Here is a 19,723-nt window from a genome sequence, read left to right as displayed (position 1 = left end):
ATGAAAACATTAGAGAAAATCAGTAGCTTTGCTGGAAAGTATTTTGCTTTCCTAGTTATCTTAATTGCAGTAGTTGCTTTCTTAATACCAGAGGCATTCTTACCTTTTCGTAGTTATATAACTTTATTACTTGGAGTAGTTATGTTTGGGATGGGGCTTACGCTTAAAGCAGTTGATTTCAAACTGATTATTACTAATCCTAAACCAGTAATTATCGGTGTAGCAGCACAATTCCTCGTAATGCCTTTAACCGCATTTGCTATTGCGTACATTCTACAGCTGCCTAATGAGTTAGCAGCTGGCCTAGTTCTACTTGGCTCCGTACCCGGTGGAACTGCATCCAATGTAATGGTTTACTTAGCGAAGGGGAATGTACCACTTTCTATTACGATGACCTCCTTCTCGACTCTAATGGCTCCATTAATGACGCCAGTTTTACTCCTATGGCTAGCAGGGCAATGGATGCCGGTAAATGCCATGGATATGTTTATGTCCATTGTACAAGTGATTATTGTTCCAATCGTTCTTGGTTTACTTATTAAAAAGTTATTACCAACTGCTGTAGAAAAAAGCGCAAATGTTGTACCATTAATCTCTGTATTAGCTATTATCATCATTGTTTCAGCTGTAGTAGCAGGTAATGTAAATAACATCGCTTCTGCAGGACTTTTAGTTTTTGTGGGAGTATTCCTTCATAATGGTGCTGGCCTATTGCTTGGCTATTACACCGCAAAGATGATGAAGCTTTCCAAATCGGACTGCCGTGCCATTTCAATTGAGGTTGGTATGCAAAATTCAGGCTTAGGCGTTGCACTTGCAACTGCCCATTTAGGACCGTTAGCTGCACTCCCTAGTGCCTTAGGAGCCGTTTGGCACAATATCTCAGGTCCAATTATAGCAACTATTTGGTCAAAGAGTGCTGGAAATGAGGAAGAAGAAATAGAAGCTATCCCGTTAGAAGGTAAGCCTTCACAGGTTTAAATTTAAATAGGAATGGTAGTGTATTAATCCACTACCATTCCTATTTTTGTTTATCCGTTACTCATAAATTATTTTTCTGGTACCTGTAATTCCAATTCTTCATACATAATAGGCTTAGAATATTGGAAGGTAGCTAAGTTTACTCTTTCAATTTCACTTGCCTTGAATACTTGCTTAAAGCTATTGTCTTCTATTCTCTTTGCAAACGGAGCTTCCTCGAGCATTAAATTATTCCCGTGTTCATCCTCTAACCATATCGGATTTCTAGTAAGTCTATTATCGTAAAGTGATTCGCTGTTAACATCAAAATATACAATAATTTGCTCTTCATTTGACTGAATCTCTGTAACGGTAATATCCCCGAAATCTCCTTGACTTAACTTAAGAGGATATTTCTGTCCTTCAAGAGGAATCATCACTTTTTCTAAGGGAATATGGTCCTCTAGCTTATAAGGAATAACTCTAACCTTTTTAGTTCCTTCTTTTAGTGGACTAAAGAGATATCCAACTGTTGTTTCAACCACACCACTTTCCGTATCACCATGTGCATCTTTTCCTAATAGATCAAGTACATTTCCATGATCATCTACTAGAAAAAATTCTAAGTCATATGGCTCTAAATTCATTTCTTCCTCTTTGGAAGTTATTTGAACAGCTAAATCTGTTCCTGCTGGACCTATTTTCAATGAGTTAATTCGCACTTTCATTTCTTCAATCATTTGAGCCTCTTCTAGACGTACTACCATCACCTGATTCGACTGTTTGACATGAAATTGGAAATTCCAATTACCCGGTATCAGTCCAATAGCGTCTATCCTCATGTTTAGCTCGAATTCTTCTGGGAGCTCCTCAGTTGGATTGATCTCCACCATCCCCTTATACTTTTGTGGTGTTATAAATTCTCCTGAATAGCTAGAACTGAAATTGATTTCTCTTCCATTTACCTCGATTGTTGGTCTTTCTAACTCGCCAATTGCCAACAATGATTCTTGTGTGTAACCGAAAACAAGTCTTGTTCCGTCATAAAACATTTCATTGATAGTTAAAGTAATACCACTATCCTTGGAAGATTGATCGATTATCTGTGTTAATCCTTTTTGCCCAGCTATTTGTAAACCTTCATCTTGCACATCATTAAAAAATGTACCAATAAGTGGAACGTGTGAAGCTATTTTAGCCATTGCAGGAGAAACACTAGCCGATCCAACAAAAATAAATAACGCGACAGCGGCTGCAACTGCTGTATAGGACACTATTTTGAGTTTAGATTTTTTCTTCTTTATCGAAGGAGCAACGTTTTTTATGATTTTATCTAGCTTCTCCAGTGGCACTTGTATATTATCCATTTCCTTTTTTAAATCTGGCCATTGCTTACTCATTTATACAATCCTCCTTTATTGTTTTTCTTAAGAGAATTAGTCCTCTGTGGATGTTTGTTTTAACTGTCCCCTCTGGAGATTCCAAAATTTCGGCTATTTGCTTAATGGCATAATCCTGATAATACCGTAAGACTAATACAGACTTATATTTTTCGTCTAGCTCCATAACAGCCTCTAACAAGTCGATTTCTTTTTCAGGTGTTATGTAAGGCTTCACTTTATTTTCAAGTAAGTCTCTGTCCATGGGCACTACCCTATTCTTCTTTTTTATATGATCTAAGGCAGTATTTATAAGTATGCGAGCCAACCACGTTGAAAAATATCGCTCTTCCTTTAAATTTTTGATGGAAATCAACGCTCTATAAACGGTTTCCTGAAAAACCTCTAATGCATCCTCTTCATTTTTTACATACATAAACGCTATTTTATATAGCTTTACCTTCTCCTTTTCCATGAGATCCTGGAATGCTTTATGGTTCCCTTTCATAGCTTTTTGTACTTTCTTCACATCCGACAACTGAGTACCCCCTTTCGTTCTATATGTTAGATAAACGAGATATGTAAAACGTTTCATTTTTTTATGTATTAAGTAATTGAATCATAATGCGTTTTACAAATTTAACCTAAACATTTTCTATGTATTGATTGTAAGTGGCGGGCGGCGACATAAGTCGGGACGAGTGAGACAGATAAGACATTCACAACCGCGCTTGTTGTGCTGTGGATGATGGCTTATCGCTCACCCCGCGGAAATCAATTTTCACCTCTATTCTTAAAGTATATAAGTGCCTTTACTCTCTTTTTATCGTACGTGTTTATCCTCTTATAAGAATAAAATAGAATTCACCTACCAGTGAGATATAATTCTGCAGGTTAAGATACTAATTTTCAATAGATTAGAGGAGTTACTGCTGTATAAGATTGGAGTTGAGAAAGAAGATATATCTATATTGACGTATTGGGGAATGGTTGTACATGACTGAGGTTTTTATCTCTTGCTCAAATAAAATAAAAAGCGATCCCAGCGTCTCCCGGAATCGCTTTTCCTATGTAGCGATGAAGTCATCCTTCTAGATAAGCAACATCGCATATATATAAACTGTAGGACACACCCTGTCGTTACAGCTTATTCAAAAATTTTTAAGCCATCAAAGAAGCAAGTACAGCTTTTTGTGCATGCAAGCGATTTTCTGCCTGCTGGAATATATATGAGTTAGGTCCATCTATTACTGAGCTAGAAACTTCTTCTTCTCGATGAGCCGGAAGACAATGAAGGAACATATAATCTGCTTTCGCATTGGCTACTAGCTTGTCATTAATTTGATAATCCTTAAATTCCTCCAAACGCTTAACAGCTTCCTCCTCCTGCCCCATGGAAGTCCAAACATCTGTATAAACTACATCTGCATTCACCGCAGCTTCTAGTGGATCATTAGAAACAAACAAGGAACCTTCGTTTGCAAGAGCGATTGCCTTTGCCTTTGCCATAATCTCTTCATTTGGCTCATAGCCAACTGGAGTTGCTACAGCAATGTGCATTCCCATGTATGCAGCAGCAATCACTAAGGAATGTGCAACATTGTTACCATCACCAATAAAAGCTAGCTTCAGACCTTTCGTATGACCTTTCACTTCTTGTACTGTTAATATATCTGCTAATGCCTGACATGGATGGTAGAGGTCTGTTAGGCCGTTTATTACAGGTATACTTGCATGCTCCGCAAGCTCTTTAACCATAGCGTGTGAATTAGCACGAATCATAATACCATCTAGATAACCCGAGAGGACATGTGCTGTATCATAGACAGATTCTCCACGACCAATCTGCAAATCTCTAGCGTTCATGAACATACCATTTCCGCCTAGCTGCTTCATCCCCACCTCAAACGAAATCCTTGTACGTGTAGAGTGCTTTTCAAATATCATTCCTAATGTCTTCCCTTCTAACAATGGAGGACATTTACCAGCCTTCGTTAAAGACTTTAAGTTTGTTGCCAGTTCTAGTAATTCAGTCACTTCTTCCTTAGAGTAATCCAAAAGTGTTAAAAGATCCTTTCCTTTTAAACTATCAACTAATTTAAGATTTACCCACTCCAATAATTTCATACTCATAATCCCCTTTACCCGTATCTTCTGTAATTGTTATTATAAGTATGAATATTTATAAAGTCAAGCGAATTTATATACATTTTTTTATACATAAAAAAACTAATGAGGAATACTGTGTATTCTTCATTAGTTTTGTTTAATTAGTTAAAAGTTATATTGTTTACTGTATCACGATCAAGCTTTTTAATAACTTCAACAATCAATTTAACTGTATTCTCGTAATCATCTCTATGCAGAATTCCTGCATGCGAATGAATATAACGAGTAGCGACACCGATTGACAAGCAAGGTACACCATTTAAGGAAATATGCATAGACCCTGCATCTGTTCCCCCACCAGCAATTGTTTCAAATTGATAAGGGATATTATTTGCTTCTGCTGTATCCACTACAAAATCGCGTAATCCTTTATGGGATACCATAGATGCATCAAATAGGACGATTTGAGGGCCATCTCCCATTTTACTAGATGATTCTTTTGGAGTGATTCCTGGAGTATCACCAGCAATACCCACATCAACTGCAAAGCCGATATCAGGGTTAATTTTTGCTGTAGAGGTTTTAGCTCCGCGAAGACCTACTTCTTCTTGAACATTCCCGACACCATATACGATATTTGGATGATCTTGGCCTTGTAAATTTTTCAATACATCGATTGCAATAGCACAACCAATGCGATTGTCCCAAGCTTTTGCAAGTAGAAGTTTATCGTTGTTCATTACAGTGAATTCAAAATACGGAACGACCATATCGCCTGGTAATACTCCCCATGACATAGCTTCTTCTTTAGAGGAAGCACCAATATCAATAAACATTTCTTTAATATCGACAGGCTTTTTACGTGCTTCTAGGCTAAGAATATGTGGTGGTTTAGAGCCGATAACACCTGTAATAGTTTCGCCCTTACGAGTAACGATCGTTACACGTTGAGCTAGCATTACTTGTGACCACCAGCCTCCCACTGTCTGAAAACTCACGAATCCCTTGTCATCAATTTTGGAAATCATAAAACCAACTTCGTCTAAGTGACCTGCAACCATGATTTTAGGTCCGTTAGCATCTCCCACTTTTTCAGCGATTAAGCTACCAAGGTTGTCATATTCAATTTTGTCTGCATAAGGGGCAATATATTTTTCCATTACTTTACGCGGTTCACGCTCGTTACCGGGAATCCCTTTTGCATCCGTAAGTTCTTTAAGCATTGTTAATGTTTCATCTAATTTTGTCATTATTTCGCCCTCCTAAATATACTCACCAATTAATTATATGATAAATTGAATGCTTATTCAAAATATATTTTTAAAATTCTAAAGATACATAAATACATCTGAATTAATCGGCACCGGCGCCGCCACCACTATCCCCACTGCCACCTCCATGGCTTCCACCACTATCTGAATATGTAGTGGAGCCTCCAGAAGAACCATCTCCAGAAAATAGAAACCCTTTTGTCCATCTCCATGAATCCTCTACATATTTCATAGGGTCTGTGTCTGTTAACAGTAATCCAGTCAATAGGGTAGCACCCGCTGTTTCTAGTGGATAAGACTGGCGACTTCGTTTAAACAAATAGGCTCGAATGATCCACTTATCTTCCTTGTGCAATACAGTATGATCTTGTTTGCTTAGTGCTTTACTAAAAGTCCTTATAGAATCCTTAGCTCTGACTGCGTTCATCGATAAAATGTTCCTTGGTACAGTAAAATATAAAACAATGAAAGCAAGCAACAAATCATACGTTTGATTAAGTAATGCTTCATCTACTAAATTTACGCTAGCAAAAAACATGAAACCTATATATAAGAATAAAAATCGTTTTGATTTTTTCTTCCACCATAGCATTCCGATATATATAAGAGACACTGCTATAATGCATACAATTCCCCAGATGCTTCTTAAGTCTGCATAATATGCAATAGAAAATAGTATAGCCAATATAATGGTCGCTATACTTAAAATCCCAAGTGGAATACGGTTATTAAAAGCACCAGCCTCGATCATCTCTGATTCAACTGCTAACTCCCATTGCTTCTGCTTTTCTTTAAATATTTTTTTCCGCTGAGCAAAATAGCCTTTTTGCCTTTTCTCATCTCTTGCTGCTCCTGCGACATCGTGTAAGTTAAACGTCCATTTGTTAGATCCATTTTTTACTCCGAATAGCCAATCTATCATTGTATTTTCGAAATCTGCATTCCCTAGACTTCGATTGACCAGCTGAAACTCTAATGTCTCTCTAGGAGCCTTTGGATCATTTTGAAAACGAACTGCCGCTTTTCCTTTGCTTACCTTTACTGCTCCTTTTTCCACTAATGAAAATAATCCTGCCAAAAAGCTTTTTTTATGAGTCTTGCCGGTTTTATCAACAAAAAACATATATAAAGCATCCGTCTCTATCACATCTTTTTCAGAGCCAATCCTCCAAAAATGTCTCTGTGGTAATAAAACAATTAATAAGACAGCAACAATAAGCATTCCCATCATAAATTTTGGGATGAGATTCTTTACCATTTCATTTTTATCTAAACGACTCTGCATCTTATCAAATTGTTTTTGCTCTAAAGCAATGGCTCCACTTAAAGTTTGTGCTGACTTAATCTTCGGCATTGTCGTCATTACGGAAGAAGGAAAATAGAAACTAGTCTCAGTAGTAGAATACGCCTCCGATTTAGGAGTCACAAATCGTATACCATATTGGTTTTTTTCTCGTTTTCCCGCATGTCGATTAAACATAAATCCCTCGAAAGTATCAGGATTTAGTGGTTGCGGAAGTATAAAATCGATTGTCACATTTTCGTAAGCTTGATCATGTGCATCCCCGCTAAAGTATGTCACCTTTAACTCACTGTAATTGTCATATGTCTTAACAGCATTCTTTAAGGTATAAGCATAGAAGTATGACACCTTCTCATTAGTCTTTTTGATGTTTGTGCGAAAATGGCCTTCCTCATAGGAGACAGTTAATGGAATCATCGATTCTGCTCCCACAAAGCCTGGCTCCATGTCTAAGCTAGTAAGCTCATAGGAATAAAAATCTACTACCTGCCCATTGTATGTATCAGGAAATTCTCTATAAAGGTTATGAAAGGTACCATCAAAAGTATAGGTAAATACCTCATTAACTAGTAAGTCACCATTGGGTTGAATCCATGACTTTATATGTACTTTATCAATACTATAAGTTTTAGCTTCTCCGATGGAATGAAAGGATAGGAAAACTAAAAAGAAAACTAGGTAGGAAACAATCGATTTTTTCATGTGACACCCCCATACCAAATTTATATATATGTATCGTACGAACAAGAGATTATTAAGTTTCATTTTTGTCATTTAATCCGAAGATGGATGGTTTGTGTATTATATTTTTCAATCTATTTAAAAGGATTATTACCAATTTAATAGAATAAAGTCATAGAACAACATTAGTGCAATAGAACTGCTAGAGGGGTGAGCGAATTGAATAGAAAGAAAAAGTTATTAGTCAGAATCTCCATAGGTTTAAATATTTTTCTTATCTCACTTGTAGCTTGGGCAATGGTTACTATGAACTTTGTTAATGAGCAAGTTCTTCTTACAGAAGTACAATATAATTTGGTCGAGCTGGACGGTTTAATAGGCTACCAAATCGATGAAAGCTGGTCTGAGCCCAACATGGTTACAATTGAATTAAGTGAGGTATTGAATGGTCTTTGGCTTAGTATTACTACTGGAGAACAATTAGGAACCCTATCTAAGAGTGATAAGGAAATTCTTCAAAAATTGTATTCCAGATTAAGTCAATATCCAAAACATGAATTATATCATTTCGGAGATCTTACTGATGAAGATAAAAAGAATTTTGAAGACCTAAGGGAGGCACTTCGAGAAGTAGGAATAGGATTAAATATTGCTATGAGTGATATGGATTCTTTTATGATAAAAGCAGAGAAATTAGTAGGCAAAATTAATTCTCCAATAAATTAGAACTTCTAGCTCGGTTGCCCTTTCAATGAATAGTTATAAACTGAACAAAAACTTGTATTTAGACTTATGAGGTGACTTAGTAAACAACAAAGTAAAAGGAGCATGACAAATTTGTCTCAAGCTCCTTTTTAATGTGTACTTTTAACATGACTATCTTTAATTCAGTATACTCGCTTATTTACCCGACGAACCAAAGCCCCCTCTTCCTCTATCAGAATCGGTTAAGCTTTCCGTTTGCTCGATTTTCACTTGTAAAACTGGAGCTATAATCATTTGAGCGATCCTCATATGTTTTTCTACTGTAAAGTCTTCTAAACCATGGTTTATTAATATGACTCTAACCTCACCTCTGTAGCCCTCATCTATCGTTCCAGGACTATTTAAAACGGTGATGGAATGTTTTAACGCCAAACCACTTCTGGGTCTAACCTGTGCCTCTGTTCCTTTTGGTAGTTCCATCTCAATTCCTGTTCTTATTAATGCTGATTTCCCAGCTTGTATTACCTTTTCTTCAATTGAATACAAATCCATTCCTGCATCGCCTTCATTTGCTCGGTTCGGTAGCTTTGCATCTTCATGAATTAATTTTACTTTTAACGTTTGTTCCATTTCAATCCTTCTTTCCTTTGTATAGATTTATATGTATTGTGAAAAAATATATTTATTTTCTTTCAAAAAAAAATAAATTATTTTGAAACCAAACTACTTCTTCTATCGTATAGCAGGTATCATGTATTTTACAAGGAGGACATTTTAATGGTCCATATTATACGATTACTAATAATTATACTTATTATATATGTATTCTATAGAATATTACGCTATTTATTTGATCCGAGGCGAAAGTTGGACGAAGCAAATGAAAAAGAACAATATTATTTCTATGACGATATAAAAAATGTTCGCAAAAATTTCTTTATTACGTATAAAGGTGCTATGTTTGAGGGCGAAAAATATCTTGGTACTACTGATCAGGCTTTCGAGGTAGTATCTATTTTCATTTGGATTAAAGATTCTTCAAAACTACAGGGATTCACAAAAGAGGACTTCCACTTCCTTCAAAACGAAATACGGATGAATTACCCGAACGCTAAAATAAATTGGAAGAGTCCAATTGAACAGCTGATGAAGGAACAGGATTAAAAGCATTTGCACTTTTGAAATAATGTCGGTAGATTAAGTAATCAGGACTAAACTATCTTGTAAAAAAATAACTCGACTTTGCTGGTTGCTATCAATCAACAAAGTCGAGTTATTTTAGAGTCAAATCAAAAATTATATAATGTCGTAATCGCAAAATAAACTAAGATTCCCAGGATAAATATACCTGCCAATTTCTTAATAGATAATCCCCCTTTTAATCACCAACAACAGTTAAGCTAATCGGACAATTTCTGGAATGACGGCTTCAACGTCTTCGATATTCTTAATAACGTATAGATAATCCGCTTCCTCTTCAGATGGATCAGTAACGTCTTCTCCATTTTGACGCATCAAGACTTCCTCAAAATTTAAGGCAGTCCTTAATATAGAAGTGCTTCTCTCACTAGTCTTGATCCTTTCTAATAATACCTCTTCCGGTATATCAAAGTTCACGACAATTGTCGTAAAGCCAAGACTCTTATAATACTCTAAAAATCTTACTCTACCACCAATGCCTCTATTAGAGTTACATACAATTAGATGGCAATCAGTTTCATTTAGTGCATAATCAACAATCATTTGGGTTAGTCCGTACTTTAACTTATTGCTTGCAGTCTTAGGTAATAAGCTTTTGTAATGAGTATTTAGAAATTCCGCGTGATTGTCCTGATCAATCACTACTGAGTTTGGTAACTGCAGTTCTAACGCCTTAGCAAATGTAGTTTTTCCACTATGTGTTTTTCCAACGGTCATTATAACAATTCTTTTTTTCATATAATTGACTCTTTATCTAATGAGATAAATAAGTTCTCGACGTTAAAATATGTACTAAGAGGCTCTTTTCTCCCTGCTTCATGCCATTGATTGTATCGTTTAAAGACTTCCAAAGGATTATTATTCGCTTGTTCTTCCACCAGGTATTTGATGGTTAAAAAGCTTCTACAATAATCAAACATGATATTAGTTAAATCATGAACATAAGAGTTAGACCCAAACTCATCTATACTTCTCTTTCCATGCTGTTCGTTAAAATGAGCAACTATTGCACGTTCTACTTTCGAGATTATTTCAAACGCTTCAGTGGTCATTAAATTTTTTCTAGAAATATAGTCACACATTCCTTCTTCAAACCAAATACTTTCCCTTTCTTCATCAAACTCATCTGGGAATAAATCGATATGATGAACCATTTCATGGCCAGCTATTGTCAGAATATGCTCTTCTTTGAAATTGCGGTAGAAATCCTTTATATACTCATTTTCCACGTTCCCATATATATTCATAAAAAAATTTCGCCATTCCATAATATCAGGGGTCATATAGACTAAGTGTCGATTTGTATACGCTGGTATGGGAACATCTGAAAAGACACTGGTTGCTATGTCCCCCGGAGTCCAAATAAATCCTCTCGGAGAATCATTCAATTCATATCCTTTTTCTAATAATGCTTTAAATTCATTCAGTTTAACTTTAAAGGATTCTATGATTTCTAGATATTTGACTGCTTCATATGGCGTTTCAAATGCATAAATATGCTTCATTTCATCAATCACTCCATTTTATTTTTAATTGAATCAATCATTAATATGATTTAAATAAGAAAGTAGAATTGATTTCAGCTATGGCGACGTCTTCTCTATCTCACTACTTGCGTTGCCGCTAATTGCTGCAATCTATAGATAAATTATATATTAATTTAATTAAAAATTCATATTTTTGTAAAAACCTATATCTCTATTTATACTTTTCTACCAGCTCTTTGCTCTTTTTTTCTGGTTTTTATTATTTTTTTCAAATAAAAAAAGAGCCTAACAATCTAGGCTCGTTCCAAGGCTTCTATTCATTTCTTACACTCAAAGGAATAATCACTTGTTAAGTTATTATGTATTACCAAAGTCGAAGCTCCCCCAGTTTTAGTGCAACCGCTGGTGAGTAAGTTAATTTCCTTTGTATGAAAATAACTAGACGTAACAATTATTAAAAGGAGTCCTGTTATAGTCACTCCTATTAGACCAATCATTGGTAGCAAATACTTATTGTATTTAGTCATCATCTCAGTCCTCTCATTAAGTTCATACGAATTACCCTTCGGAATTATGCTTTCTACTACTGAGACTAGAATATTATGGGACTATTATCTGTCAGTAACCAGACAATTAGAAAGACATACACGATCAATAGCATAAGAAAACCTACACGAAAGCTAGTATGCAATGTTTTATGACGAAATAGCTGCATCCCTAAATACGCACCTATTCCTCCACCAAAGATTGCGAAAGTCCATAATGTTTTTTCCGATATTCTTTGTCCCCTTTTCTTTGCTTGGGACTTATCATAGCCCATCAAAAGGAACGCTGACACCGACATTAATAAAATAAAAATAAGAATCACATTAACCATAATAATCCTCCTTAGAAAAGCATAAGCCCCTATCTCTGCCCCGACAGGCAAATGGGGAAAAGCGAGGAGGCAGCTCTCCAGCCACCGCAGCTTTTATCCATTTGACCCCGAGGGGCAAGGGGCTGAAGCTAGACAATATGAAAAGCATAAGCCCCTATCTCTGCCCCGACAGGCAAACTAAATTAGATTGTAAAAAAAGGCTGATAGAAAATCTATCAGCCTTTTCATCTAACTTATTTGTTGATTGCTTTTTTTGCTAAATCAGCAATTTGTGTAAATGCTGCTGCATCAGTTACAGCTAATTCAGCTAACATTTTACGGTTTACTTCGATTTCAGCTAATTTCAATCCGTGCATTAAACGGCTGTAAGAAAGTCCGTTCATACGAGCTGCCGCATTGATACGTGTGATCCATAGTTTACGGAATTCACGTTTCTTTTGACGACGGTCACGGTATGCATACATTAAAGATTTCATAACCTGTTGGTTTGCTACTTTATATAATGTATGTTTAGAACCGTAATAACCTTTAGCTAATTTTAATACCTTTTTACGACGCTTGCGCGTCACTGTTCCGCCTTTTACGCGTGGCATGTTCATTACCTCCTGCTATTCTTTCGAATAATTTGATTTCGTTTAAATTATTTCATGTAAGTAAGTAAAGTTTTGATACGTTTGTAATCGCCTGAAGAAGCTACTTTAGTTTTACGTAGTTTACGTTTAGCTTTAGTAGATTTGTTAGCGAATAAGTGGCTTCCAAAAGCACGGTCATGTTTTAATTTACCTGTACCCGTTTTTTTGAAACGCTTTGCAGCTCCACGGTGAGTTTTCATTTTCGGCATGTCGAATTCCTCCTAAACAATTGTACTCTATTACTGTTTTTCGTTCTTCGGTGCAAGCACCAAGAACATACTGCGTCCGTCCATTTTCGGTTTTGACTCGATAGTGGATACTTCCGCACAAGCTTCTGCAAATCTATCTAAAACTCGTTGTCCGATCTCTTTATGAGTAATGGCACGACCTTTAAAGCGAATAGATGCTTTCACTTTGTCTCCTTTTTCAAGGAACTTGATCGCGTTTTTCAATTTCGTTTGGAAATCATGCTCATCGATAGTCGGGCTCAAGCGAACCTCTTTCATTACGATAACTTTTTGATTTTTACGAACTTCACGATCTTTCTTTTGCTGCTCAAATTTGAATTTACCATAGTCCATGATACGAGCGACCGGTGGCTTGGCTTGAGGAGCCACAAGGACAAGATCCAAATTTACACGACCTGCTATTTCAAGTGCTTCGTTACGTGTTTTTAAACCTAATTGATCACCATTTTGATCAATAACGCGTAGTTCGCGTGCTCGAATGCCATCGTTCACATACATGTCTTTGCTAATAATGATCCACCTCCAGATAGTGTCGCGAATACATGGTTTGGGCATAAATTCCGTAGAAACGAATCAGTCACGCCGTTTTCGATCCAATAAAAAAGCGAGCAGACATCTGTTAATGTCTGCCCGCCGATATGAGAAATATGTAGCAACTACATATTACAGTCGATCGTGTGCTTACCAGTCAACAACCAATGTGTCGAGCAGGTGAGAAGCGGGCAGCCTCTTCTTATACCACAAACTTGTATTCAATAACCTAAATAACTATACCATCCACAAAACTATTTGTCAACAATATAATTATATAATTAGTTGTGTGCTACTTCTTCTTGCAAACGAGCTAAAAATTCGTCGAAAGGAATACTTTCGGATTTTTGCTCTCCATATTTACGAACGTTTACATTACCTGATTCTAACTCTTTATCTCCTAGCACTAGCATATAAGGAATCTTTTGCATTTGTGCTTCGCGAATCTTGTAGCCAAGCTTTTCTTCGCGGTCATCCATTTCTACACGGAACCCACCTGCAACTAATTGCTCTTCAATTTGCTTAGCATACTCGAAATGTACTTCATTAGAAACTGGAATAATCTCAACTTGTACTGGTGCCAACCAAGTTGGGAAAGCTCCTTTGTATTCTTCGATTAGGAATGCAACAAAACGTTCCATAGTAGAAACTACTCCACGGTGAATAACGACAGGACGATGCGGTTTTCCATCTTCTCCTACATATGTTAGATCAAAGCGCTCTGGTAGTAAGAAGTCTAATTGAACTGTTGATAATGTTTCTTCCTTACCAATAGCAGTTTTCACTTGAACATCTAGTTTTGGACCGTAGAATGCTGCTTCGTCTTCTGCTTCAATATAATCTAATCCTAATTCATCCATAGCTTCTTTTAGCATACTTTGAGCTTTTTCCCACATTACATCGTCGTCAAAGTACTTTTCTTTATTGTTAGGGTCTCTGTAAGATAAACGGAATGAGTAATCTTTCAAGTCAAAGTCTTTATAGACAGAGATGATTAATTCAACAACCTTTTGGAATTCCAATTTAATTTGATCTGGACGTACAAATAAATGGGCATCGTTCAAAGTCATCCCACGTACACGTTGAAGTCCTGATACTGCTCCAGACATTTCATAGCGGTGCATTGTTCCTAGCTCCGCGATTCGTAGAGGAAGGTTACGATAAGAATGCATACCGTTTTTGAATATCATCATATGGTGCGGACAGTTCATTGGACGCAATACTAGTGTTTCATTGTCCATCTCCATAGGAGGGAACATAGAGTCTTGGTAATGCTCCCAATGTCCTGATGTCTCATAAAGTTCTTTAGACCCTAAAACTGGTGTGTAAACGTGTTTGTAACCAAGCTTTAGCTCCTTGTCTACAATATAACGCTCAATTACGCGTCGGATAGTTGCACCGTTTGGTAACCATAGAGGCAAACCTTGTCCAACCTTTAAAGAGTTAGTGAAAAGCTCTAGCTCCTTACCAATTTTACGATGGTCACGTTCTTTTGCCTCTTCCAACATTTTAAGATGCGCTTGAAGGTCCTCTTTTTTAAAGAATGCAGTTCCGTAAATACGTTGAAGCATTTTATTGTCACTGTTACCTCTCCAGTATGCTCCTGCAATGCTTAACAGTTTAAACTCTTTTAGCTTTCCTGTAGAAGGAACATGAACACCACGGCAAAGGTCAAAGAAATCTCCTTGCTCGTAAATCGAAACTTGTTCTCCAGCTGGTATCGCTTCAAGAAGCTCTACTTTATACTCATCATCCTGAAACTTTTCAAAAGCTTCTTCGCGAGAAACGTCATGACGAATAATTTCGATGTTTTCATTAATAATTTTTTTCATTTCTTTTTCTATTAACGGTAAGTCATCAGCTGTAATTGGCTCTGGTGAGTCAATATCATAGTAGAAACCATTTTCAATGACTGGTCCGATTCCTAGCTTTACATCTTTAAATAGACGCTTTACTGCTTGTGCCAGTAAGTGAGCTGAACTATGACGCAGAATTTCTAACGCTTCATCTGACTCGGGAGTAATAATCGCAATCTCTCCATCCTCAGTAATTGGTGTTTTAAGATCGATCAGCTGACCGCTTAATTTACCTGCTAAAGCTTTTTTTCGAAGCCCTGGACTAATAGATTGTGCTATTTCTTCTGTAGTTGTTGATGAAGGAAACTCTTTTACTGCTCCATCTGGAAATTGTAATTTAATAACATCTGCCACGTTGAACACTCCTTAATAATTTTTAGATTAAGTATTAGCCTAAGACTGCTCTTCCCTAGAGCAGATTAGTTGGTTTAGGTAAGACGATTCATTATTTTTAGACAAAACAAGAAAAGCGGAGGCGCCTGTATCTGCCCCGACAGGCAAATGGGGAAAAGCGAGGAGGTAGTTCCTCAGCCACCACAGCTTTTATCCATTTGACCCCGAGGGGCAAGGCGGTGGAGCTAGACATCAATTGATTCACATGTTCAGAATTTTTTAATTTCCTAAACAACAAAAAAACCCCGTCCCGGTAAAGGGACGAGGTTTAAATCGTGGTTCCACCCTTCTTCTATCTATACGAATATAGACGAAGCTTTGCATCGGTTAACGGACCGGTGACCGGCAAGCTGCTACTACAATTTCACAGCTGCTGCTCGGAGGTGGTAAATCGATTGCCGGTGCTTAAGAAGCTTTCAGCCAAGGCTTCTCTCTCTAAAAAGTCGTACAAACTGATCATTATCCTCTTCAACGCATCTACTTGTTCTTATGAAAATGATTATACGCCACGACTTTAGCATTTGCAAGTAGTTATTTATGCTCTCTCCAGTTCTTCCCTTGAAGAGCAACTGGGATAGTCAGCGCCTTGATCCGTTCCATAATACGTCCTGCTTTTACTACCTCTTTTTCTCCTCGTTGAGTATAAGAAAGATGATGCTGTAATTCATCATAGTTAAAGTTAGAAGACATAAAGGTTGGAAGCTGTTCTGACATCCTGTAGTGGAGAATAGTTCCTATAATTTCATCACGAGTCCAGCTAGACATTGTTTCTGCACCAATATCGTCTAGCATAAGCACAGGTGCTTTTTTTACAAACTCTACTTTTTCAGGAAGAGATTGATCTTGTATAGCCTGTTTCATTTCGCGAAGAAATTCAGGGACGTATACAACTACTGAATGAATATGTCTAGCTGCTAGTTCATTTGCTAGTGCGCCCAATAAGTAGGACTTACCGACTCCAAACTTCCCGTAAATATAAAGTCCTTTTGCAGGCAATTTATTTGTTCTTTCCCATTCATTTAAGAAGTCCTTAGCAGCTCGAACTGCTACAACACGGCTATCATCTTGTAAGTCTAAGCTTGAGAGACTAGCCTCCATAACCTCTTTAGGCATATGAATACTGTCTATCATAGAGGTCACTTTTTTACGCTCATCCTCTATAACCCCTCGTTTACACCTTACATACTCAACATCTATTAGGCTCCGGTCTAACACTAGCTTCGGCTCATAGCCCTTCATAAAATTCGCACATTCGTCTAAGGAAGGACAGCCCTTGCAATCGTGAGACTGTGATTTATATTCATATAACTTACTCAAGCTCCGATTAATTACCTGTTTAGATATTACATCTGAGTTTTCCTCTATAAATGCTTGTATATTCGGTTCCTCTAATACTTCCTGCTGCAACTCATCCAATCGAGAAGTAAATTCAGGAGTGACTACTCTTTTGAGCGTTTCATTAATCCGTTCCATTTCCTTCACCTACCTTTTCATCATTCCTAGTTCTTCTAATAGCTTTTGCCTTTCAGCATCTATATCTTGTATGCCATTTGTCTCTTTTCCTGTAAGCTTTAACTCGTCATCTTTTTTATAAAACCAATCTGGCACCTTTTCTTCTCTAGTCGGTTTTTTCGAATATGTCTTTTGCTTAGATCCTTCGCTTTTCCATTTCATGTACTGCTCATGCTCGTTTCTTGCTAATTCCATAGCTTCCTTAGCTGTTTTAACGTCCTTGCGCATCCAGTGAGAAGCAATCTTTTCTGCATAATTCTTCGTCAGCTTCATGTCTGTACGAAGAAGCACATATTGTAACAGGACATTAACTACCCCGATAGGCATTTTATAATGCGTGACAAAATAATTGGCTAACTGAACGTCTGCAAGTATAGGTTCTTTCCCATTAGCAATATCCTTCAAGACCTTTGCAGGAGCAGTCGTTTCCAAATATTGAATCAGCTCTTCTTCTTTGGTTAGTTTCTTTTCATCTGTTTGTACTACTTTCGAAGCTGGTTCTATTTTTTGAATAACTGGGGCAGTGCGAGAGACCGTTAACTTATAATACTCTGCACAAGCTTTTTTCAATCTAGCATCCGAAAGACGAAGTTCATCATTCAAAGCTAGAATAACGACCTTTTGCATTTCTACTGGCGATAGATTATACAAAAATGCAAGCTTTGCAATTACTTCCTTAGCTTCTGTTGTCATGGCAGACTTCGGAACCAGTTGCTCAGATAGACCATCTTGTAGCAAGGAGAAATCGAAATCCTCGTAATAGAAAGGTACAGAACTATTTCGTGTCTTTGACTGGAAATTTTCTTCCGTTGATGCAGGTAAACCTGTTTTAGTAGTTGGTTTAAAAACATCCACAAAGGTTCTTGAGACGTCTGTATACTCATGTTGCCAGTTAGACGTTTGAATGTAACGGCTTCTAAGCTGTTTATATGCACTTTCTCCAATTTTGTTTAGTAGGAACATGGATAACAAAGGATCCTTTAGAAAAGATTCCGCATCTAGAGGAGCTTCAAGTTCATAGCAGAAGCTGCGTCCATCTCCATTGGGCTTTTGCCATGTGCGCAGCAGGCCAATTGCTTCTAGTGCTATTCTCGCTTGAAAAACTTTTCCCAATGATAAACCAAGGACATTTAATAAATGATAATGTGTCCATTGGTTTTCACTTTGCATTTCTCCATCAGCCCATAACGTCAAATAAAGGCTCATGCTTTCTGCTCCGACTAGTGGCTGATAAAATAACGTCAGCAGCTGACGATCATAGTCAGAAAAAGAATACGGCAAGCGAATCATATATGTATCTGTCGAGTGTAGCTCCTTATATAACATCACTTGTTTACCTACTCCTTAAATAATTGCTTATAATGAAGGATTCTTTTTTAAGATTTCCTTTAACTCATCAATGAAAACATTTATGTCTTTAAACTGGCGATATACAGAAGCGAATCTTACATAGGCAACCTCATCAATCTCAGCAAGCTTGTCCATGACCTTTTCGCCAACTTCCTCTGATTTAACTTCAGAGTTACCTGTTCTTCTTAGTTCCTTTTCAATATAAAACACAACTTCCTCTAATTGGTCAAGTGCAACAGGTCTCTTCTCACATGCACGTATTAACCCTCGCAATATTTTCTCTCGGCTGAATTCTTCTCGAGATCCATCTTTCTTTACGACAATTAAAGGAGTTTCCTCTACCTTTTCAAAGGTCGTGAAGCGAAACCCACAATCCTCACACTCTCTCCTTCTTCTAATTGCCTTATTATCATCTATCGGTCTGGAATCGACCACTTTAGTGCCATTAAATTGGCATGCTGGGCATTTCATAGAACCTCTCCTAAACGTTTGCTTTAATTTTGTATACCTATTATAACAACTTTTCCTCATAAAATCGAAAAAGCAGAGGAATAAATTCCTCTGCTCACTCAGTTTTGTTCATGTTTCATTACACTTGAACTGTCATGCGTTCTTTAGGTGCCTTGACTGGACCCATTCCACGTGGCATTTCGAGCGTTTCGCGTGTTCCAGCATTAAGAGCATCTGCAATATAGTTAGCCGCGATTGATGGATCTAAATCACCACAAGTATACACATCAATGCTTGCATAACCGTGCTCTGGAAAGCTGTGAATCGTTAAATGCGACTCGGAAATTATAACGACTCCACTTACACCTTGTGGTGCAAATTTGTGAAATGCAACTTCTCTAACTTCTGCACCTGATTTTAGTGCAGCATCAACAAATGTTTGTTCGATAAATTGCATATCGTTAAGTTTGTCGAAATCGCACTCCCATAGTTCTGCAATAATGTGACGTCCCATTGTCTCCAATGTCCGTTTCCCCCTTTGATAAGTTTTATTTTTAACATCAAAGTTGACTACCACGGGGGAAAGTTAGTCCTAAGAGGTCCTAACCCTTTAAGTAGTCTATGTACTAGAAGTACACGATTTCCATTATAAAACATATTAACTAATAGTGCAATATAAAAAAACCTCTTTCTAGTAATACTAGAAAGAGGTAGGCATTATGTTAATATTAGGAAAAACACTCATTAGTAAAGCATAATGTCAGACTCAATTAAATTAA

General features: G+C 37.1%; 20 protein-coding genes and 1 other annotated feature. Of the genes, 3 read left to right on the top strand and 17 right to left on the bottom strand.

Annotated elements, in window-relative coordinates; all coding sequences use genetic code 11:
• A complete protein-coding gene (locus MKX96_RS07505; RefSeq protein ID WP_340883061.1) occupies nt 1–981 on the top strand; it encodes a bile acid:sodium symporter family protein in 981 nt (326 codons plus the stop codon).
• 68 nt (nt 982–1,049) lie between these two features.
• On the opposite strand, the gene MKX96_RS07500 is transcribed toward MKX96_RS07505, so the two are convergent.
• The 5 genes from MKX96_RS07500 to MKX96_RS07480 form a co-directional block, all read right to left on the bottom strand.
• The gene (locus MKX96_RS07500) at nt 1,050–2,360 is read right to left on the bottom strand and encodes a DUF4179 domain-containing protein (protein ID WP_340883060.1); all 1,311 of its coding nucleotides are present in this window, start codon (nt 2,358–2,360) and stop codon (nt 1,050–1,052) included.
• A complete protein-coding gene (locus MKX96_RS07495) occupies nt 2,353–2,868 on the bottom strand; it encodes a sigma-70 family RNA polymerase sigma factor (protein ID WP_340885917.1) in 516 nt (171 codons plus the stop codon). The genes MKX96_RS07500 and MKX96_RS07495 overlap by 8 nt, the downstream gene beginning before the upstream one ends.
• A 632-nt stretch (nt 2,869–3,500) precedes the next feature.
• Complete coding sequence (argF, locus tag MKX96_RS07490) at nt 3,501–4,466, bottom strand: ornithine carbamoyltransferase (protein WP_340883059.1); 966 nt, start codon at nt 4,464–4,466, stop codon at nt 3,501–3,503.
• Nucleotides 4,467–4,609: 143 nt separating this feature from the next.
• Nucleotides 4,610–5,698: a M42 family metallopeptidase gene (locus MKX96_RS07485; RefSeq protein ID WP_340883058.1), complete on the bottom strand. Its 1,089-nt coding sequence runs from the start codon at nt 5,696–5,698 to the stop codon at nt 4,610–4,612.
• A 103-nt stretch (nt 5,699–5,801) separates the two neighbouring features.
• Nucleotides 5,802–7,724, bottom strand: coding sequence for a DUF2207 domain-containing protein (locus MKX96_RS07480; protein WP_340883057.1), 1,923 nt, complete (start codon nt 7,722–7,724; stop codon nt 5,802–5,804).
• A gap of 198 nt (nt 7,725–7,922) precedes the next feature.
• Between MKX96_RS07480 and MKX96_RS07475 the strand changes: the two genes are divergently transcribed.
• The gene (locus MKX96_RS07475; RefSeq protein WP_340883056.1) at nt 7,923–8,429 is read left to right on the top strand and encodes a hypothetical protein; all 507 of its coding nucleotides are present in this window, start codon (nt 7,923–7,925) and stop codon (nt 8,427–8,429) included.
• A 174-nt stretch (nt 8,430–8,603) separates the two neighbouring features.
• On the opposite strand, the gene dut is transcribed toward MKX96_RS07475, so the two are convergent.
• Nucleotides 8,604–9,038 (bottom strand): dUTP diphosphatase, encoded by a 435-nt coding sequence (gene dut, locus MKX96_RS07470; protein WP_340883055.1) that lies wholly within the window; start codon nt 9,036–9,038, stop codon nt 8,604–8,606.
• A 147-nt stretch (nt 9,039–9,185) separates the two neighbouring features.
• Here dut and MKX96_RS07465 point away from each other — a divergent pair, with 147 nt between their 5' ends.
• The gene (locus tag MKX96_RS07465; RefSeq protein ID WP_340883054.1) at nt 9,186–9,572 is read left to right on the top strand and encodes a sigma-w pathway protein ysdB; all 387 of its coding nucleotides are present in this window, start codon (nt 9,186–9,188) and stop codon (nt 9,570–9,572) included.
• 231 nt (nt 9,573–9,803) lie between these two features.
• Here the strand turns inward: MKX96_RS07465 and MKX96_RS07460 are convergent, their stop codons facing one another.
• The 11 genes from MKX96_RS07460 to speD form a co-directional block, all read right to left on the bottom strand.
• Nucleotides 9,804–10,346, bottom strand: a complete 543-nt coding sequence (locus MKX96_RS07460; RefSeq protein WP_340883053.1) for an ATP-binding protein — start codon at nt 10,344–10,346, stop codon at nt 9,804–9,806.
• A complete protein-coding gene (locus MKX96_RS07455) occupies nt 10,343–11,113 on the bottom strand; it encodes a hypothetical protein (protein ID WP_340883052.1) in 771 nt (256 codons plus the stop codon). Before MKX96_RS07455 ends, MKX96_RS07460 begins: the two co-directional genes overlap by 4 nt.
• Before the next feature lie 574 nt (nt 11,114–11,687).
• Complete coding sequence (locus MKX96_RS07450) at nt 11,688–11,972, bottom strand: DUF1294 domain-containing protein (RefSeq protein WP_340883051.1); 285 nt, start codon at nt 11,970–11,972, stop codon at nt 11,688–11,690.
• Nucleotides 11,973–12,205: 233 nt separating this feature from the next.
• Nucleotides 12,206–12,565, bottom strand: a complete 360-nt coding sequence (gene rplT, locus MKX96_RS07445; RefSeq protein WP_169360298.1) for a 50S ribosomal protein L20 — start codon at nt 12,563–12,565, stop codon at nt 12,206–12,208.
• A gap of 47 nt (nt 12,566–12,612) precedes the next feature.
• Nucleotides 12,613–12,813 carry a 50S ribosomal protein L35 gene (rpmI, locus tag MKX96_RS07440; protein WP_053588661.1) on the bottom strand — a complete coding sequence of 67 codons (201 nt, stop codon included), beginning with the start codon at nt 12,811–12,813 and terminating at the stop codon, nt 12,613–12,615.
• Between the two features lie 30 nt (nt 12,814–12,843).
• Complete coding sequence (gene infC / locus MKX96_RS07435) at nt 12,844–13,365, bottom strand: translation initiation factor IF-3 (protein WP_251553479.1); 522 nt, start codon at nt 13,363–13,365, stop codon at nt 12,844–12,846.
• A 299-nt stretch (nt 13,366–13,664) separates the two neighbouring features.
• Entirely contained in the window at nt 13,665–15,593 is a 1,929-nt protein-coding gene (gene thrS, locus MKX96_RS07430; protein ID WP_340883050.1) for a threonine--tRNA ligase, read from the bottom strand.
• A gap of 293 nt (nt 15,594–15,886) precedes the next feature.
• Nucleotides 15,887–16,113 (bottom strand) — a binding site (T-box leader).
• Between the two features lie 50 nt (nt 16,114–16,163).
• Nucleotides 16,164–17,105, bottom strand: coding sequence for a primosomal protein DnaI (gene dnaI / locus MKX96_RS07425; RefSeq protein ID WP_340883049.1), 942 nt, complete (start codon nt 17,103–17,105; stop codon nt 16,164–16,166).
• Nucleotides 17,106–17,114: 9 nt separating this feature from the next.
• On the bottom strand, nt 17,115–18,470 hold the full coding sequence (locus MKX96_RS07420) for a replication initiation and membrane attachment family protein (protein ID WP_340885913.1): 1,356 nt from the start codon (nt 18,468–18,470) through the stop codon (nt 17,115–17,117).
• Nucleotides 18,471–18,500: 30 nt separating this feature from the next.
• Nucleotides 18,501–18,965: a transcriptional regulator NrdR gene (gene nrdR / locus MKX96_RS07415; protein WP_169360301.1), complete on the bottom strand. Its 465-nt coding sequence runs from the start codon at nt 18,963–18,965 to the stop codon at nt 18,501–18,503.
• 118 nt (nt 18,966–19,083) lie between these two features.
• The gene (gene speD, locus MKX96_RS07410; RefSeq protein ID WP_169360302.1) at nt 19,084–19,467 is read right to left on the bottom strand and encodes an adenosylmethionine decarboxylase; all 384 of its coding nucleotides are present in this window, start codon (nt 19,465–19,467) and stop codon (nt 19,084–19,086) included.
• Nucleotides 19,468–19,723: the final 256 nt, after the last annotated feature.

It is taken from the genome of Psychrobacillus sp. FSL W7-1493, assembly GCF_038004905.1.
GTDB lineage: Bacteria > Bacillota > Bacilli > Bacillales_A > Planococcaceae > Psychrobacillus.
The sequence above is the reverse complement of the archived record's forward strand: the minus strand, read 5'-3'. Positions and strand labels throughout refer to the sequence as shown.

Excerpts from the sequence above, each read along its gene's own strand:
- MKX96_RS07420 (WP_340885913.1), bottom strand. The coding sequence starts at position 18,470 with ATGTTATATAAGGAGCTACACTCGACAGATACATATATGATTCGCTTG.
- dut (WP_340883055.1), bottom strand. The coding sequence starts at position 9,038 with ATGGAACAAACGTTAAAAGTAAAATTAATTCATGAAGATGCAAAGCTA.
- MKX96_RS07450 (WP_340883051.1), bottom strand. The coding sequence starts at position 11,972 with ATGGTTAATGTGATTCTTATTTTTATTTTATTAATGTCGGTGTCAGCG.
- MKX96_RS07465 (WP_340883054.1), top strand. The coding sequence starts at position 9,186 with ATGGTCCATATTATACGATTACTAATAATTATACTTATTATATATGTA.
- dnaI (WP_340883049.1), bottom strand. The coding sequence starts at position 17,105 with ATGGAACGGATTAATGAAACGCTCAAAAGAGTAGTCACTCCTGAATTT.
- MKX96_RS07455 (WP_340883052.1), bottom strand. The coding sequence starts at position 11,113 with ATGAAGCATATTTATGCATTTGAAACGCCATATGAAGCAGTCAAATAT.
- rpmI (WP_053588661.1), bottom strand. The coding sequence starts at position 12,813 with ATGCCGAAAATGAAAACTCACCGTGGAGCTGCAAAGCGTTTCAAAAAA.
- MKX96_RS07505 (WP_340883061.1), top strand. The coding sequence starts at position 1 with ATGAAAACATTAGAGAAAATCAGTAGCTTTGCTGGAAAGTATTTTGCT.
- MKX96_RS07480 (WP_340883057.1), bottom strand. The coding sequence starts at position 7,724 with ATGAAAAAATCGATTGTTTCCTACCTAGTTTTCTTTTTAGTTTTCCTA.
- rplT (WP_169360298.1), bottom strand. The coding sequence starts at position 12,565 with ATGCCACGCGTAAAAGGCGGAACAGTGACGCGCAAGCGTCGTAAAAAG.
- MKX96_RS07460 (WP_340883053.1), bottom strand. The coding sequence starts at position 10,346 with ATGAAAAAAAGAATTGTTATAATGACCGTTGGAAAAACACATAGTGGA.
- nrdR (WP_169360301.1), bottom strand. The coding sequence starts at position 18,965 with ATGAAATGCCCAGCATGCCAATTTAATGGCACTAAAGTGGTCGATTCC.
- argF (WP_340883059.1), bottom strand. The coding sequence starts at position 4,466 with ATGAAATTATTGGAGTGGGTAAATCTTAAATTAGTTGATAGTTTAAAA.
- MKX96_RS07485 (WP_340883058.1), bottom strand. The coding sequence starts at position 5,698 with ATGACAAAATTAGATGAAACATTAACAATGCTTAAAGAACTTACGGAT.
- MKX96_RS07500 (WP_340883060.1), bottom strand. The coding sequence starts at position 2,360 with ATGAGTAAGCAATGGCCAGATTTAAAAAAGGAAATGGATAATATACAA.